Source organism: Streptomyces sp. NPDC007901, assembly GCF_042959465.1.
In the GTDB taxonomy this organism is placed as follows: domain Bacteria; phylum Actinomycetota; class Actinomycetes; order Streptomycetales; family Streptomycetaceae; genus Streptomyces.
The window spans coordinates 120,053-135,444 of the sequence record NZ_JBIBKW010000011.1; the positions used below are offsets into that span (position 1 = coordinate 120,053).

Here is a 15,392-nt window from a genome sequence, read left to right on the forward strand (position 1 = left end):
CCGCGCTCCCCCAACGGCCCTTGTGCGGGGCTACTTCAGTACGAGTGACGTCCACGTCTTGACCCACTGGTCACGGTTGGCGGCGATCTTCTCGGGCGCCATGGTCTCGGGGTCCTGGGCGGCGGGACCGTACTTGGTGAACTCGGCGGGCACACTCGCCCCCTTCACCACCGGGTACACGAACATGTTCAGCGGCATGTCCTCCTGGAACTCCTTGGAGACCAGGAAGTCGATGAGCGCCTTGCCGCCCTTGCTGTTCCCGGCGTTGCTCAGCAGCCCGGCGAACTCGATCTGCCGGAAGCAGGTGCCGGTCGCGACTCCGGTGGGCGCGGTGCTGGGCTTCGGGTCGCCGTAGATCACCTCGGCGGGCGGCGAGGAGGCGTACGACACGACGAGCGGCCGGTCGCCCTTGGCCTTCTTGCCGCCCGCGGAGCCGGAGAACTCCTCGTTGTAGGCCTGCTCCCAGCCGTCGACGACCTTGACGCCGTTGGCCTTCAGCTTCTTCCAGTAGTCCTGCCACCCGCTGTCCCCGTACTGCGCGGCGGAGCCGAGCAGGAAACCGAGCCCCGGCGAGGAGGTGGCCGCGTTCTCGGTGACGAGGAGGTTCTTGTACTGCGGCTTGACGAGATCGGCGTACGAGGTCGGCGGGGTCAGCTTGTGCTCGCTGAAGTACGCCTTGTCGTAGTTGACGCAGATGTCGCCGTAGTCGATGGGCGTGACCCGGTGCTTGGCCGCGTCGAGCCGGTAGGCCGTGCCGACCTGGTCGAGCCCCTTCGCCTCGTACGGCTGGAAGAGCCCGTTGTCGAGTGCCCTGGACAGCAGGGTGTTGTCGACGCCGAAGAAGACGTCGCCCTGCGGGTTGTCCTTGGTCAGGATCGCCTTGTTGACGGCCTGCCCGGCGTCGCCGTCCTTGAGGACCTTCACCTGGTAGCCGGACTGCTTCTCGAAGTCCTGGAGCACGTTCTTGGAGACGGCCCACGAGTCGTGGCTGACGAGGGTGACGGTCTTGGAGTCGGCCGCCGAACCCGACGACGACGAACACGCGGACAGCGTGACGAGACCGAGCCCTACGGCCGCGGCCACGAAGGTCTTGGTGTGCACTGGTGTTTTCCTCCTGGGGTGGACCAGGAAGAGACGCGGCCCTGCCCGCGGTGTGCGGGCAGGGCGCAACAGCTTGAGTGATGACCGAACTTCCTACCCAGAATGACCTGGGCGAGGTTCAGAGGGTCTGCGGCCCGATTGCCGCACTCTCAGCGCTGTGGCGCTCCCCTGTCGGAATATGAAGATGTGGTGGCCAGATCCTACCGCTCGGTGGCCGCGAGCTGACCACAGGCGCCGTCGATCTCCTGGCCACGGGTGTCCCGTACGGTGACGGGCACACCATGGGCGGCGATCGCCTCGACGAACGCCTTCTCGTCCTCGGGCCGCGAGGCGGTCCACTTGGAGCCCGGCGTCGGGTTCAGCGGGATCAGGTTGACGTGCACGGGCTTGCCGCGGAGCAGCCGGCCGAGCCGGTCACCGCGCCACGCCTGGTCGTTGATGTCCCGGATGAGGGCGTACTCGATGCTGAGCCGCCGGCCGCTCTTCTCGACGTAGTCGAACCCGGCGTCGAGCACCTCGCGCACCTTCCACCGGGTGTTGACCGGGACGAGAGTGTCGCGCAGTTCGTCGTCGGGGGCGTGCAGGGAGATCGCGAGCCGGCACTTGAAGCCCTCGTCGGCGAACCGGTTGATGGCCGGGACCAGTCCGACGGTCGAGACGGTGATGCCGCGCTGCGAGAGCCCGAGCCCGTCCGGCGCGGGATCGGTGAGCGCCCGGATGGCGCCGACCACCCGCTTGTAGTTGGCGAGCGGCTCGCCCATCCCCATGAAGACGATGTTCGAGAGCCGGGCAGGACCGCCGGGCACCTCGCCGTCCCGGAGCGCCCGCATCCCGTCCACGATCTGGTGGACGATCTCCGCGGTGGACAGATTCCGGTCCAGACCCGCCTGCCCCGTCGCACAGAACGGGCAGTTCATCCCGCACCCCGCCTGCGAGCTGATGCACATCGTCACCCGGTCCGGGTAGCGCATCAGCACCGACTCGACGAGCGTGCCGTCGAACAGCCGCCACAGCGTCTTGCGAGTGGTGCCCTCGTCCGTCGACAGATGCCGTACCACGGTCATCAGTTCGGGGAACAGCGCCTCGCGCAGCTTCTCCCGGGAGCCGGCCGGGATGTCCGTCCACTGCTCGGGGTCGTGCGCGTACCGCGCGAAGTAGTGCTGCGAGAGCTGCTTGGCACGGAACGGCTTCTCCCCCGTCTCGGCCACCGCGTCCTTGCGCTCGGCGGGCGAGAGATCGGCGAGATGCCGCGGCGGCTTCTTGGCTCCGCGCGGGGCGACGAAAGTGAGTTCTCCGGGCTTGGGCATGGTGGTACCAGTGTCGCAGATCCACTTGGGTGGCCTGTGACCGAAGGTTTCGTCCGGTGGGGCCCGGTGCGGACGGGGCTCAGGACCGGGCCGTCGTGATGAGGGCGAAGAGGGCGCCTACGGGGTCGAGGAACATGGCGAAGCGACCGATGCCCGGTGCCTCGGTGACCGGGATGAGGACGACGGCTCCGGACTCGACGGCCCTGGCGGAGGTCGCGTCGCAGTCGGTCACCTCGAAGTACGGGTGCCACTCCGGCGTCGAACCGGCGTCGAGGTTGGCCTGGGGCAGCTGCATCAGGCCGCCCAGGGCCGCCTGTGCGCCGGCGCCGGCCGGGGTGAGGACGCTGTAGGTGAGTCCGGGGCCCATCGGCACATCGCGCGTCTGCCAGGAGAAGACCGAGGTGTAGAAGGCCTTCGCCGCGCTCGCGTCGGTGGTGTAGAGCTCCGCCCGGGACAGGCTGCCGGGGGCGCCGACCAGGTCCAGGCCCTGGGTGTCGCCGGGCTGCCAGACCGCGAAGTCCGCGCCGGTGGGGTCGGTGAAGGCGGCGGTCCGTCCGAAGGTGAAGACGTCCCCCGGGGCGACCCGGACCCGGCCGCCGCCCTCTTCCACGGCCTTGGCGGTGGCGTCGGCGTCCGGGGTGTGGAAGTACAGCGTCCAGGACGGGCTCGCGCCCTCCTCGGTGAGCGGGCCGAGACCCGCGACCGTCCTGCCGTCCTGCAGGAAGAAGCCGTAGCCGCCCGCCTCCGGTCCCGCCGACCGGTGCTCCCAGCCGAGGACGGCGGAGTAGAAGGCGGCGCTCTCCCCGGTGTCCGGGCTGCCCAGGTCGAGCCAGTTCGGGGCGCCGGGCACATAGGCGGTCGTCAGCATCGCGTGGCCTCCTCGGTCACCAGGTCACGGGCAGCGTACGCGGTCCGCGGATCAGGCCCCGGCTCTGGAACTCGACCTCGCGCGGCGGTACGGCGAGCCGGATGCCGGGGAAGCGGGTGAGGACCGAGCCGATCATGATCTCGGCCTCCATGCGGGCCATGATCGCGGCCATGCAGTGGTGGGGGCCGTGCCCGAAGGCGAGGTGGGGACCGTTGGTGCGGTCGAAGTCCAGGACGTCGGGGTCGGGGAAGACCGCGGGGTCGCGGTTGGCGGCGACGTACGCGTTGTAGACGACCTCGCCGGCCCGGATCAGCTGGCCGCCGACCTCGACGTCCTCGACGGCGACCCGTGGGATGCCGACGCCGTTGCGGTGCGGGACGTAGCGGAACAGCTCGTCCACGGCCTTGGGGAGCAGTTCCGGCTCGCGGCGCAGCCGGTCCATGTGGTGGGGGCGGGTCAGCAGCGCGTACATCATCGACCCGCTGTTGTTGCGGACCGCGTGGCCGCCGCTGACCTGGATGGCGGTGGCCAGGGAGATCGCCTCGTCGTCGGTGAGCTCGCCGTCGGCCGCGGCCTGCGCCAGCACGCCGGCGAGGTCGTCGCGGGGCTCGGCGCGACGGCGCTGCAGCAGCTCGGCGATCCGGGCCCGGGTGGCCCGGGCGGCCTCCCGGGCACGTTCCTCGGCGTCGGGGCCGGCGGAGAGCAGGGCCTCGCCGGTCTCCGCCCAGCGGTGCCAGTCCTTCTCGTCGACGCCGAGGAAGTCACGGATCACGGCGATCGGGAAGGGGCCGTGCAGTTGCTCCATGAGGTCGGCCGGCGGGCCCGCCTCGGCCATCGCGTCGAGGAGTTCGGCGGCCCTGTGTTCGGCCATCGGCCGCAGCCGCTGCATGGCCCGCCCGGTGAAGGCACGGGCGACGACCCGGCGCAGCCGGTTGTGCCCGGGCGGGTCGATGTACTGCAGCCCCGCCGTCTGCGAGGCGACGGGCTCCGGGCGCATGCTGGTGACGTCGCGGCCGACGACCGCCTCCCGCGAGAAGCGCGGGTCGGAGGTGACGAAGCGGACGTCCTCGTACCGGGTGACCAGCCAGGCGTGCCCCTCGCCGTGCGCGAGCCTGATCCGGGTGACCGGCTCCTCGCGCATCATCTCGTCCAGGAACGGGTCGGGGTCGAGGGCGGGCAGGTCGTCGACGGACCAGAACCGCACCGGCGGAGGCGGCGAGGTCGGGGACGGGGTGGAGGCCGGGGCCGGGTCGAGGGGCATGGGCACACTCCCTGCGCGTCGGAGGACACAGCGTCCTCACAGGGAGTCTGCCTCCGGCTTGTCCGACCATGCGATTTCTGCTGCGTCATCCGGGGCCGCCAAGCCGACGAGCCCCCGCCCTGCGAAGGACGGGGGCTCGTCTACGACGACAGGTGTACGTCACCCACTGCCGACGAACAGCACCATCGGCAGCCACACCACCGGAGCCGTAGGCAGGAGCAAGTCCAGTCGGTCCATGCTCCATCAACGTGCCGCTACCGCGACGCGGCACCATGGCCCGCTGTCAGCCACTCCCCACGAACAGCACCATCGGCAGCCACACCACCGGAGCCGTAGGCAGGAGCAAGTCCAGCCGGTCCATGCTCCATCAACGTGCCGCTACCGCGACGCGGCACCATGGCCCGCTGTCAGCCACTCCCCACGAACAGCACCATCAGCAGCCACACCACCGGAGCCGTAGGCAGGAGCGAGTCCAGTCGGTCCATGATGCCGCCGTGGCCCGGGAGCAGCGTGCCCATGTCCTTGATGCCCAGGTCGCGCTTGATCATGGACTCGCCGAGGTCGCCGAGCGTGGCGCTGGCGGCGACCGCGAGGCCCAGCAGCAGGCCCTGCCACCAGGTGCCGTCGTCGATCAGGAACTGCATGCACAGCGCGCCCGCGACCATGGCGAACAGCACCGCGCCGACCAGGCCCTCGCGGGTCTTGCCGGGACTGATGCGGGGGGCGAGCTTATGGGTGCCGAAGCGCCAGCCGACGGCGTAGGCGCCGGTGTCGCTGACCACGGTGAGGAGCAGGAAGGTGATCACCCGCTGCGGGCCGTCGTCGGCGCTGAGCATCATGGAGACGAACGTCGCCAGGAACGGGACGTAGAACGCCGCGAAGAGGCCCGCGGTGACGTCCCTGAGATAGCCCTCCGGCGGTTCCGTCATCCGCCAGACCAGGATCGCGAGCCCAGTGAGCGCCAGGGCGACCCAGGCCCCCTCGGCCCCCCGGGCGTAGCCGGCGACGACCATCGCGGCTCCGCCGAGTGCCAGCGGGACCAGGGGCGCCTTGATGCCCTTGCGCTCCTGGAGCCGGCTGGTCAGCTCCCACAGACCCACCACGACCGCGACGGCTACCACGCCGACGAAGACGGCCTTGACGACGAACAGGGACGCCACGATCACGACGCCCAGTCCGACGCCGACCCCTATGGCCGCACCCAGGTCACGACCCGCGCTCTTCTTCTGCGGCGCGGGCGCCGGCTGGGGGGCGTCGGGCATGGGCTCCGGATTCTGCGGCGCCGCCGCGTGAGGCAGGGGCTGCGCCGACGGGGTGTCGTTGCGGGACGTCCCGTCGTGGAACGTCCCTTCGCGGAACGCCTCGTCTCGGAACAAGGGGCCGCCCAGCCGAGCGGCCCCCCGATCGTCGTCCTGGTCCGAGCCGTACGCGGGTACATCGTCGGGCACGATGGGCATGGGGCGAGTCTGCTGCGCGTCATGCGCATCGTACGTGGGACCCGCCGGGGCGGCTCCCTGGACATACCCGTGGCCGTAGCCATGGGCATGACCGTGGCTGTACCCCTGGCCGGAGCCGTGGGCGTACCCCTGACCGGCGGCTTGACCGTGGTCGTACCCCTGGCCGGTGCCCTGATCGGTCAGCGCCCAGTACCCGGCCCCGGCCTGCGGTCCGGCCTGCCCGGTCTGCGGCCCGGCGGGCGGCGGGGCTCCCCAGGATGAGTCGTTCATCAGACTTCGAGAAGCTCCGCTTCCTTGTGCTTGAGGAGCTCGTCCACCTGCGCGACGTACTTGTGCGTGGTGTCGTCGAGCTCCTTCTCCCCGCGGCGGCCCTCGTCCTCGCCGACCTCGCCGTCCTTGACGAGCTTGTCGATCGCTTCCTTGGCCTTGCGGCGCACGGAGCGGATCGACACCCGGGAGTCCTCGGCCTTGCTCTTGGCGACCTTGATGTAGTCGCGGCGGCGCTCCTCGGTCAGCTCGGGGAACACCACCCGGATGATGTTGCCGTCGTTGCTCGGGTTGACGCCCAGGTCCGAGTCGCGGATGGCCTGCTCGATGTTGCGCAGGGCCGTCTTGTCGAACGGGGTCACGACCGCCATGCGCGGCTCCGGCACGGAGAACGAGGCCAGCTGGTTGATCGGCGTCGGCGCGCCGTAGTAGTCGGCCACGATCTTGTTGAACATCGCCGGGTGCGCACGGCCGGTGCGGATCGCGGCGAAGTCCTCCTTGGCGACCACGACGGCCTTCTCCATCTTCTCCTCGGCCTCGAGGAGGGTCTCTTCGATCACCACTTGCTCCTGCGTGTCTTGAGTAAGGCCCGGCTGCGGTTCCGTTGCGGGGCGGCGGCCGGCTGCGTCGCGTCTTCTTTCCTGCACGGTTCCCGACCGGCAGGACATTGTCCATCCCCCGGTCAGGGTGCGTCAGGCGGTGCCGGTCAGGCCCGGCCGCCCTGGTCACCCACCAGCGTGCCGATCTTCTCACCCTTGACGGCGCGGGCGATATTGCCCTCCGCCAGCAGCTCGAACACCAGGATCGGCAGCTTGTTGTCGCGGCAGAGCGTGATCGCGGTGGCGTCGGCGACCTTCAGCTCGCGGGTGATGACCTCGCCGTAGCCGAGGGCGTCGAACTTGACGGCGTCGGGGTTGGTCTTGGGGTCGGAGTCGTAGACCCCGTCCACGCCGTTCTTGCCCATGAGCAGCGCCTCGGCGTCGATCTCCAGGGCGCGCTGGGCGGCGGTGGTGTCGGTGGAGAAGTACGGCATGCCCATACCGGCGCCGAAGATGACCACGCGGCCCTTCTCCAGGTGGCGCACGGCGCGCAGCGGGATGTACGGCTCGGCGACCTGCCCCATGGTGATCGCGGTCTGCACCCGGCTGTCGATGCCCTCCTTCTCCAGGAAGTCCTGGAGGGCGAGGCAGTTCATCACGGTGCCGAGCATGCCCATGTAGTCGGAGCGGGCCCGGTCCATGCCGCGCTGCTGGAGCTCGGCGCCGCGGAAGAAGTTGCCGCCGCCGATGACGACGGCGACCTGCGCGCCGTCGCGGACGACGGCCGCGATCTCACGGGCGATCTTGTGCACCACGTCGGGGTCCACGCCCAGGCCGCCGCCGCCGGAGAAGGCCTCTCCGGACAGCTTCAGCAGAAACCGGCCGCGTACTTTGCCGTCGTCGCTCTTCTGGGCCTTGGTGGTCATGGAGATCCCGCCTCTTTCACGTGGTGCACATACGAAGAAGGCCATTGCCGGTGGGGTCGCTTTTCGCTGCCCATGCGCGGCAATGGCCTCCTCGTCAGATCTGCCGCCGTCCGTCACGACCCTGGGTGTGGCCGGGTACCGGGACGACTGCTGTCGACCGACCCTATCGGGATTTCCCCGCGGGTCGCGCGTCGATCGCGGTACGGACTCAGATGCCGACCTTGATGCGCGAGAAGCGCTTCAGGGTGACACCGGCCTCGTCCAGAACCTTCTGGACCGACTTCTTGTTGTCGAGTGCGTACGGCTGGCCGAGTAGCGTGGCGTCCTTGAAGAAGCCGTTCAGACGACCCTCGACGATCTTGGCGATCGCGGCCTCGGGCTTGCCCTCGGCGCGGGTGGTCTCCTCGGCGACGCGGCGCTCGGACTCGACGACCTCGGCCGGCACGTCCTCCTTGGCGAGGTACTTCGGGGCGAACGCGGCGATGTGCTGCGCGATGCCCTTGGCGACCTCGGCGTTCGGCTTGTCCAGCTCGACGAGGACACCGATCTGCGGGGGCAGGTCGGGCATCGTGCGGTGCATGTACGCGGTCACGAAGCCGTCGGAGAACTGCGCGAAGCGGTCCAGGACGATCTTCTCGCCGAGGTTGGCGTTGGCCTCGTCCACGAACGCCTGGACGGTCTTGCCGGGCTCGATCTCGGAGGCGAGCAGGGCGTCGAGGTCGGCCGGGGAGGTCGCGGCGACGTGCGCGGCGATCTGGTTGGCGACGGCCTGGAACTTGTCACCCTTGGCGACGAAGTCCGTCTCGCACTTCAGCTCGACGATGACACCGGAGGAGTTGTCGTCGGCGATGACCGAGACCACGGCGCCGTTCTCGGCGGAGCGGCCCTCGCGCTTGGCGACGCCCTTCTGGCCCTTGATGCGGAGCGCCTCGACGGCCTTGTCGACGCTGCCCTCGGCCTCGTCCAGCGCCTTCTTGCAGTCCATCATGCCGGCGCCGGTGAGCTCGCGGAGCTTCTTGACGTCAGCGGCGGTGTAGTTCGCCATGAGTCGTAAGTCTTTCTCGAAGTCGGAAGATCTGCCCGATCCACGATCTACACCGAGATGTAGAGCGCGAACCTATGGGTGAACGGCGGGGGCGTACGGGATGTCGCCGCCCCCGCCGTCAACGCTGACGGGTCAGGCCTGCTCGGCGTCCGCGGCCGGGGCCTCGGCGACAGCCTCGGTCTCGGCGACAGCCTCGGTCTCGGCGGCGGCCTCGGCAGCCGGAGCCTCGGCAGCCGGAGCCTCGGCGGCCGGGGTCTCGGCAGCGGCCTCGGCCGGCTTCTCCGCCTCGTCGGCCTTCTTCTCGCCCTCGAGCAGGTCGCGCTCCCACGCGGCCAGCGGCTCGCCGGCGGCCTTGTCGCCCTTGCCCTCGGTGGCGACACGCGAGCGGGAGATGAGACCCTCGGCGACCGCGTCGGCGATCACGCGGGTGAGCAGGGTGACGGAGCGGATCGCGTCGTCGTTGCCCGGGATCTTGTAGTCGACCTCGTCGGGGTCGCAGTTGGTGTCGAGGATCGCGACGACCGGGATGTTGAGCTTCCGGGCCTCACCGACCGCGATGTGCTCCTTCTTGGTGTCCACGATCCAGACGGCGCTGGGAACCTTGGACATCTCGCGGATACCGCCGAGGGTCTTCTCCAGCTTGGCCTTCTCGCGCGAGAGCACGAGAAGCTCCTTCTTGGTCAGACCGGACGCGGCGACGTCCTCGAAGTCGATCTGCTCGAGCTCCTTGAGGCGCTGCAGACGCTTGTAGACGGTCGAGAAGTTGGTGAGCATGCCGCCCAGCCAGCGCTGGTTGACGTAGGGCATGCCGACGCGGGTGGCCTGCTCGGCGATGGCCTCCTGCGCCTGCTTCTTCGTGCCGACGAACATGACCGTGCCGCCGTGGGCGACGGTCTCCTTGACGAACTCGTAGGCGCGGTCGATGTACGACAGCGACTGGAGCAGGTCGATGATGTAGATGCCGTTGCGCTCGGTGAAGATGAAGCGCTTCATCTTCGGGTTCCAGCGACGGGTCTGGTGACCGAAGTGGACGCCGCTCTCCAGCAGCTCCCGCATCGTGACGACGGCCATGGCCGTATCTCCTTGAATTTCTCGGTTGTGCCGCGGGGACCGGACGGCTCCCGCGCCTGACGCCCGTGTGCGCTGTGCCGCGAAGGACCGAGAAGCGCTGACCCGGATCGTGTTACTGACCCGATGTCGGGGCGTGCGAAGTCGACCCGGTGACCCGGATCGCCAACAGAAGTGTACGGGACCCGCGGGGTACCGGGTGACGCCGCTGTCCACAACTCGGGAGTAATCCACAGGTACCGGCCATGATCGGCGGGGGTGCGAGACGGTGCGGGCATGGTGATCACGCGACGAGCGATGCGGTGGGTGGCGACGGCGACGGTGTTGCCGCTGGTCCTGGCGGTGGCGGCGGCACGGGCGGACGACCCTCCGTCACCACCGGTACCGGCGATCGCCCGCGCCTGGCCGGTGGGGGTACGGCCACCGGTCCTGCGCGGCTGGGAGCCGCCGGCGACGGTCTACGGCCCCGGGCACCGCGGCGTCGACGTGGCCGCGTCCGCCGGTGAGCCGGTACGGGCGGTGGCGGCGGGCCGGGTGTTCTTCGCGGGGCGGGTGGCGGGGAGGGGGGTGGTATCGGTGCGACTGACGAGGACGGACCTGCGCACGACCTACGGACCGGTCACGCCGACGGTGAAGAAGGGGGACGAGGTGGCGGCCGGGGAGGTGGTGGGGGTGGTGGAGGCGGGGGGTGCGCATTGCGGTGGGCGGCCGTGTGTGCACTGGGGGCTGCTGCGTGGGGACGTGTATCTGAACCCGTTGCTGCTGTTGCCGCCGTGGTTGTTGAACGGGGGGCCTTCGAGACTGCTGCCGGTGCTGGGGGTTCCGCTGCCGGAGGGGTGATCACGGCCGGATGCGCGACCGCGGGTGGGTGGGGGTTGCTCGCGCGGTTCCCCGCGCCCCTGAAGGGGCACTACCCGACCGGCGCCGGCAAGCGACACCCCCCGCCCTCAGCCCCGCACGCCCCGCAGTGCCATGGCCACGGCCGCGTCCGTGATGACGCCCGGCTCCTCGGCCGCCCCGAGCTCGATGCGCCGCACGGCCGCGTCGACGACCCCCTGCACCAGCATCGCCGCCAGCCGCGGCTGCTCGTGCCCCAGTTCCCCCAGCGCCTCCACGATCATCGCGACGAGCCCGCCGTGCGCGGCGCGGATCTTCTCCCGGGCCCCCGCGTCCAGCTCGCTCGCCGAGATCGCGACCACCGCCCGGTGCCGCCGGTCGCCGACCAGGGTCAGCTGCTGCCGCACATACGCCTCGACCTTGCCCTCGGCGGAAGCCGCGCCCCGCATCGCTGCCGAGACCTCCGCCGCCCACACGGGGAAGTCGACCTCGCACAGCTCCTCGACGACCGCGGCCCGGGAGCGGAAGTACTCGTAGACGGACGACCGGGCCAGCCCTGTCCGCTCGGCGAGCGCCGGGAAGGTCAGCGCCTCCGTCCCGCCCTCGGACAGGAGGGACCGCGCCGCGTCCAGCAGGGCGGCTCGCTGCATCGACCGGTGCTCGGCCACGGAGGCCGCTCGAATCCTTGGCACGTCAACCACTCTACGGACGCGCCACGTCGGAGGGGAGACAGCACGACGGGGACACGGGTCACTCCCGGCGACCGCGACCCGAAAGCCGCCGGTCAGCGGCCGAAACTCGCCAGCTTCGCCCGTAGCTGCAGCACCGATTTGGTGTGGATCTGGCTGACCCGGCTCTCGGTGACCCCGAGCACGTTCCCGATCTCGGCGAGCGTGAGGCCCTCGTAGTAGTAGAGGGTCACCACGGTCTTCTCGCGTTCCGGCAGGGTGTTGATGGCCCGCGCCAGGAACCGCCGCAGCTCGCGGTCCTCGGCCACCTCCACGGGGTTGTCCGCGGCGGTGTCCTCCAGCGTGTCCATGACGCTGAGCCCGTCCCCGCCCTCACCCCCGACGTGCAGCAGCTCCTCCAGCGCCACCACGTTGGCCAGCGACAACTGGCTGAACACCGCGTGCAGTTCGTCGACCTCGATGCCCAGCTCACCGGCGACCTCGCCCTCCGTCGGCGTCCGCCGCAGCCGCGCCTCCAGGGTCGCGTACGCCCGTTCGACGTTGCGGGCCTTCTGCCGCACCGACCGCGGGATCCAGTCCAGCGCCCGCAGCTCGTCGATCATGGCGCCGCGGATCCGGGTGATCGCGTAGGTCTCGAACTTGATCTCCCGGTCGACGTCGAACTTCTCGATCGCGTCGATGAGCCCGAACACCCCGGAGGAGACGAAGTCGGCCTGCTCCACATTGGGCGGCAGGCCGACGCTCACCCGCCCGGCCACGTACTTGACCAGCGGCGAGTAGTGCAGGATCAGCTGCTCCCGCAGCCGGTCGTCCCCTGTCGCCTTGTACGACCGCCACAGCTCGTCGAGCGTCGAGGGAGCGGGCGGCCGCACGCTGCCACCGTCGCGGGCGGCTGGGGGGATGGCCGCCCGGTCGGACCCGGAGGTGTGCTGGGGCATTCGTCGCCTTGTGCCGTTCTGCCGTGAAGTGCCAGGAAGTGCCGTGATGTGCTGCGTGGTGGGGTGAAGAGGGTGTGCCGGGCGAGGTGTCGGTCTGATGTCGGTTGGCGCGGTCTGCGTCGGGGCTTTCGTGAGCGTAGCGTGACTGGGGAGTCGCGGTGCGCGAACAGTACGGCTCCACCCCTGCGCGAACCCCCTGTACGGCACGTCCGGCCGCGCCCGGCGTGTCGCTCTGCGTGATCACCGGTAGGTGTCAACTCCGGGAATTCCCAAGGGCGTCGGGCGTTCCCCCGGACGGCCGAACACGCTCGGTCAGCACCGACTCCGACCGTCCCGGACCGAGATCATCGCCTGGCGTGTCAACTTCCAGCCGTCGCCGTGTCGTTCGACGTAACCAAGTGCTCGGAGTTCGTACAGCCGGGCGACGGCCTCGTCCTCGGACGTCTGCGCGCCGCGTGCCACCTCTTCGGGTGAGGCCGGACGGTTCCCGGGCAGGGCGGCCAGGACCCGCCGGGCGGTGGGTTCCAGCAGGTCACGCGGGAGGACCGGGCCCCGTCTGGCCGGGGCCAGCGCGCCCATGGCACCCACGAGTTCGACGACTTCCGCGGCGTCGGTGACCAGTACGGCCTCCCCTCGGAGCAGTTCGTGCACCCCTGCCGAGAGGCCGCTGGTGGCGGGCCCGGGCACGCCCATGGTGAAGCGGCCGAGCCGCTGGGCCGCCCGCGCGGTGACCAGGGAGCCGCTGCGGTGGGCGGCCTCCACGACGACGGTGCCCCGGGTGAGGGCCGCGATGACCCGGTTGCGGAGCACGAATCTGCTCTGCGTCGGGTGCTCACCGGGCGGCAACTCCCCCACCACCAGTCCCTGTTCGGCGATCCTGCCGATCAGTTCGGTGTGTCCGCGGGGGTAGGGCCGGTCGACCCCGCAGGCCAGCACGGCGACGGTGGCACCGCCGGCGCCGAGGGCGCCGCGGTGGGCGGCGCCGTCCACGCCGTAGGCGCCGCCGGACACCACCACCCAGCCGTGCTCGGCGAGCCCCGCGGCGAGGGTGGCCGCCATGTGCGCCCCGTACTCGGTGCAGGCCCGGGCCCCTACGACGGCGACCGCCCGCAGCGCCCACATCCGCAGGCTGGGCCGGCCGCGCACCCACAGGCCGAGGGGGCGGGCGTCGCCGAGGTCGTCGAGCTGGCTGGGCCACTCGGCGTCACCGGGCGCCACGAACCGCGCGCCGGCCTCCCGGGCGACGGCCAGGTCCGCGCGGGGGTCGGCCACCGCCGCCCGGGCCAGCAACCCCGCCCAGCGCTTGGCACCGACACCGGGCAGCGCCGCGCCCCCGTCGCACAGCCGCCCCACCACCTCCCCCACGCCCCACTCCCGCACCCACCGCCCGACAACCTCGTCCCCGGGCTCGGCGACCCGGGCCAGGAAGACCCGGCCGAGCAGTTCCCCGTCGGGACCGCTGCCGGTCATGTCGCCGCCCCGATCGACATCGGTACGCCCCTCGGTACCCCGGTACGCAGTTGCAGCGCCAGAGCGACGTCCCTCGCGTCCGGACGGTCGTGTCCGGCCAGGTCGGCCACGGTCCAGGCGACGCGCAGAACGCGGTCGAGTCCGCGAGCGGTCAGTATGCCCCGTTCCAGATTGCGCTCGGCCTCGTCCATCGCCCCCGCCCGGGCATGCCAGCGGCTGCGCAGTTCACGCCCTGGCACCTCGCTGTTCGTCCGCCAGGGCGTACCGGTGAGGCGCAGCACCGCCCGTTCCCGGGCCGTCCGCACCCGGTCGGCGACCGCCGCCGTCGACTCGCCGCGAGCGCCTCGCTCGGTCAGCTCGGCGCGTGTGACACGGTCCACCTGCACCCGTAGGTCGACGCGGTCGAGCAGCGGGCCGGAGAGCCGGGACTGATAGCGGCGGACGGCCGAGGGCGGGCACTCGCAGAAGTCGTCGGTCAGGGAGAAGCGGCCGCAGGGGCAGGGGTTCGCGGCGAGCACCATCAGGAACCTCGCCGGGAAGCGCACGACGCCCGCGCTGCGCGCGATCACCACGTGGCCCGCCTCCAGGGGCTGGCGCAGCGCGTCGAGAGCCTGGGTGTTGAACTCGGGTGCCTCGTCGAGGAACAGGACGCCTCGGTGGGAGAGCGAGACCGCGCCGGGGCGGGCGATGCCGGGACCGCCGCCGACCAGGGACTGCATGGTGGCCGAGTGGTGCGGGGCGCAGTAGGGGGCGACGTCGATCAGGGGTTTGCCGGGCGGCAGCAGGCCCGCCACCGAGTGCACTGCCGTGACGTCGAGTGACTCCTCCCGGGTCAGCGTGGGCAGAACGGCCGGGAGGCGCTCCGCGAGCATGGTCTTGCCGGCGCCGGGCGGGCCCTCCAGGAACAGGTGGTGACCGCCCGCCGCCGCCACTTCGACGGCGGTCCGGGCCGACAGCTGGCCCACGATGTCGGCGAGGTCGTGTCCGTCGTGCCGAGCGGCCCCCGGGGTGTGCATGCCGGTGGCGGCTCCGGTGCCCGGCACCCGCAGTCCGGCCAGCAGCGGATCAGGACGACCGGGATCGTCTGGTTCCTCGTCGGGCACCGGCTCGTCCGCGAGGATCGCGACCAGCTGCCGCAGGGTCCGCACGCCCAGCACGGAGAGGTTGGGCACCAGGGAGGCCTCGGCCGCGGCGCACTCCGGTACGACGACCTGCTCGTATCCCGCGTGGGCCGCCGCGAGCACCGCCGGCAGGATGCCCCGGACCGGCCGGACCCGTCCGTCCAGACCCAGCTCACCGATCATCACGATGTCGGCGAGGACCCGCGGGTCGATCCGTTCGGCGGCACCGAGCACCGCACAGGCGACGGCGAGGTCGAACCCCGAACCCGCCTTCGGCACCGACGCCGGACTCAACCCCACCGTCAGCTTCTTCGAAGGCCAGGCCGCTCCCGAGTTGACCACCGCCGCCCGGACCCGGTCCTTGCTCTCCGTCAGGCTCTTGTCCGGGAGTCCCACCAGCGTGAACGCGGCGACGCCGGGCTCGAGGTCGGCCTGGACCTCCACCACCACGCCCTCGACGCCCACCAGGGCCACCGAGCAGGTACGCGCGAACCCCAT

15 protein-coding genes and 1 riboswitch are annotated in these 15,392 nt (G+C 71.0%); of the genes, 2 read left to right on the forward strand and 13 right to left on the reverse strand.

Going from position 1 to position 15,392, the window contains the following annotated elements:
* Positions 1-30 precede the first annotated feature (30 nt).
* The 5 genes from ACFZDK_RS32040 to ACFZDK_RS32060 all read right to left on the reverse strand — a co-directional run bounded on the left by ACFZDK_RS32040 (position 31) and on the right by ACFZDK_RS32060 (position 5,994).
* Positions 31-1,101, reverse strand: a complete 1,071-nt coding sequence (locus ACFZDK_RS32040) for a thiamine ABC transporter substrate-binding protein (RefSeq protein WP_390977413.1) — start codon at positions 1,099-1,101, stop codon at positions 31-33.
* Between the two features lie 72 nt (positions 1,102-1,173).
* A riboswitch (TPP riboswitch) is annotated at positions 1,174-1,281 on the reverse strand.
* A 20-nt stretch (positions 1,282-1,301) separates the two neighbouring features.
* Positions 1,302-2,408, reverse strand: coding sequence for a 23S rRNA (adenine(2503)-C(2))-methyltransferase RlmN (gene rlmN, locus ACFZDK_RS32045; protein WP_390977414.1), 1,107 nt, complete (start codon positions 2,406-2,408; stop codon positions 1,302-1,304).
* A 79-nt stretch (positions 2,409-2,487) separates the two neighbouring features.
* Positions 2,488-3,276, reverse strand: a complete 789-nt coding sequence (locus ACFZDK_RS32050) for a VOC family protein (protein WP_390977415.1) — start codon at positions 3,274-3,276, stop codon at positions 2,488-2,490.
* A gap of 16 nt (positions 3,277-3,292) precedes the next feature.
* Positions 3,293-4,537 carry a cytochrome P450 gene (locus ACFZDK_RS32055; RefSeq protein ID WP_390977416.1) on the reverse strand — a complete coding sequence of 415 codons (1,245 nt, stop codon included), beginning with the start codon at positions 4,535-4,537 and terminating at the stop codon, positions 3,293-3,295.
* A 407-nt stretch (positions 4,538-4,944) separates the two neighbouring features.
* Positions 4,945-5,994: a phosphatidate cytidylyltransferase gene (locus ACFZDK_RS32060; protein WP_390977417.1), complete on the reverse strand. Its 1,050-nt coding sequence runs from the start codon at positions 5,992-5,994 to the stop codon at positions 4,945-4,947.
* A gap of 21 nt (positions 5,995-6,015) precedes the next feature.
* On the opposite strand from ACFZDK_RS32060, the gene ACFZDK_RS32065 reads away from it, so the two are divergent.
* On the forward strand, positions 6,016-6,255 hold the full coding sequence (locus tag ACFZDK_RS32065; RefSeq protein WP_390977418.1) for a hypothetical protein: 240 nt from the start codon (positions 6,016-6,018) through the stop codon (positions 6,253-6,255).
* A gap of 8 nt (positions 6,256-6,263) precedes the next feature.
* Here the strand turns inward: ACFZDK_RS32065 and frr are convergent, their stop codons facing one another.
* From frr to rpsB, 4 genes are all read right to left on the reverse strand, one after another.
* A complete protein-coding gene (gene frr, locus ACFZDK_RS32070; protein ID WP_046727856.1) occupies positions 6,264-6,821 on the reverse strand; it encodes a ribosome recycling factor in 558 nt (185 codons plus the stop codon).
* 146 nt (positions 6,822-6,967) lie between these two features.
* Entirely contained in the window at positions 6,968-7,726 is a 759-nt protein-coding gene (gene pyrH, locus ACFZDK_RS32075) for a UMP kinase (protein WP_355720446.1), read from the reverse strand.
* Between the two features lie 208 nt (positions 7,727-7,934).
* On the reverse strand, positions 7,935-8,771 hold the full coding sequence (gene tsf, locus ACFZDK_RS32080; protein WP_390977419.1) for a translation elongation factor Ts: 837 nt from the start codon (positions 8,769-8,771) through the stop codon (positions 7,935-7,937).
* 132 nt (positions 8,772-8,903) lie between these two features.
* A complete protein-coding gene (gene rpsB / locus ACFZDK_RS32085) occupies positions 8,904-9,842 on the reverse strand; it encodes a 30S ribosomal protein S2 (protein ID WP_390977420.1) in 939 nt (312 codons plus the stop codon).
* 294 nt (positions 9,843-10,136) lie between these two features.
* Here rpsB and ACFZDK_RS32090 point away from each other — a divergent pair, with 294 nt between their 5' ends.
* Positions 10,137-10,679, forward strand: coding sequence for a peptidoglycan DD-metalloendopeptidase family protein (locus tag ACFZDK_RS32090; protein WP_390977610.1), 543 nt, complete (start codon positions 10,137-10,139; stop codon positions 10,677-10,679).
* 107 nt (positions 10,680-10,786) lie between these two features.
* Here ACFZDK_RS32090 and ACFZDK_RS32095 read toward each other — a convergent pair whose 3' ends face one another.
* From ACFZDK_RS32095 to ACFZDK_RS32110, 4 genes are all read right to left on the reverse strand, one after another.
* Positions 10,787-11,344, reverse strand: a complete 558-nt coding sequence (locus ACFZDK_RS32095) for a TetR family transcriptional regulator (protein WP_390977611.1) — start codon at positions 11,342-11,344, stop codon at positions 10,787-10,789.
* 116 nt (positions 11,345-11,460) lie between these two features.
* Positions 11,461-12,303, reverse strand: a complete 843-nt coding sequence (whiG, locus tag ACFZDK_RS32100; RefSeq protein WP_355720435.1) for an RNA polymerase sigma factor WhiG — start codon at positions 12,301-12,303, stop codon at positions 11,461-11,463.
* Positions 12,304-12,615: 312 nt separating this feature from the next.
* Positions 12,616-13,773, reverse strand: a complete 1,158-nt coding sequence (gene dprA, locus ACFZDK_RS32105; protein ID WP_390977421.1) for a DNA-processing protein DprA — start codon at positions 13,771-13,773, stop codon at positions 12,616-12,618.
* Positions 13,770-15,392 (reverse strand): ATP-binding protein, encoded by a 1,623-nt coding sequence (locus ACFZDK_RS32110; RefSeq protein WP_390977422.1) that lies wholly within the window; start codon positions 15,390-15,392, stop codon positions 13,770-13,772. The genes dprA and ACFZDK_RS32110 overlap by 4 nt, the downstream gene beginning before the upstream one ends.

Coding starts and splice junctions, on each gene's coding strand:
- rlmN (WP_390977414.1), bottom strand. CDS start 2,408: ATGCCCAAGCCCGGAGAACTCACTTTCGTCGCCCCGCGCGGAGCCAAG.
- ACFZDK_RS32050 (WP_390977415.1), bottom strand. CDS start 3,276: ATGCTGACGACCGCCTATGTGCCCGGCGCCCCGAACTGGCTCGACCTG.
- ACFZDK_RS32055 (WP_390977416.1), bottom strand. CDS start 4,537: ATGCCCCTCGACCCGGCCCCGGCCTCCACCCCGTCCCCGACCTCGCCG.
- ACFZDK_RS32060 (WP_390977417.1), bottom strand. CDS start 5,994: ATGCCCATCGTGCCCGACGATGTACCCGCGTACGGCTCGGACCAGGAC.
- ACFZDK_RS32065 (WP_390977418.1), top strand. CDS start 6,016: ATGCGCATCGTACGTGGGACCCGCCGGGGCGGCTCCCTGGACATACCC.
- pyrH (WP_355720446.1), bottom strand. CDS start 7,726: ATGACCACCAAGGCCCAGAAGAGCGACGACGGCAAAGTACGCGGCCGG.
- tsf (WP_390977419.1), bottom strand. CDS start 8,771: ATGGCGAACTACACCGCCGCTGACGTCAAGAAGCTCCGCGAGCTCACC.
- rpsB (WP_390977420.1), bottom strand. CDS start 9,842: ATGGCCGTCGTCACGATGCGGGAGCTGCTGGAGAGCGGCGTCCACTTC.
- ACFZDK_RS32090 (WP_390977610.1), top strand. CDS start 10,137: ATGCGGTGGGTGGCGACGGCGACGGTGTTGCCGCTGGTCCTGGCGGTG.
- whiG (WP_355720435.1), bottom strand. CDS start 12,303: ATGCCCCAGCACACCTCCGGGTCCGACCGGGCGGCCATCCCCCCAGCC.
- dprA (WP_390977421.1), bottom strand. CDS start 13,773: ATGACCGGCAGCGGTCCCGACGGGGAACTGCTCGGCCGGGTCTTCCTG.
- ACFZDK_RS32110 (WP_390977422.1), bottom strand. CDS start 15,392: ATGGGGTTCGCGCGTACCTGCTCGGTGGCCCTGGTGGGCGTCGAGGGC.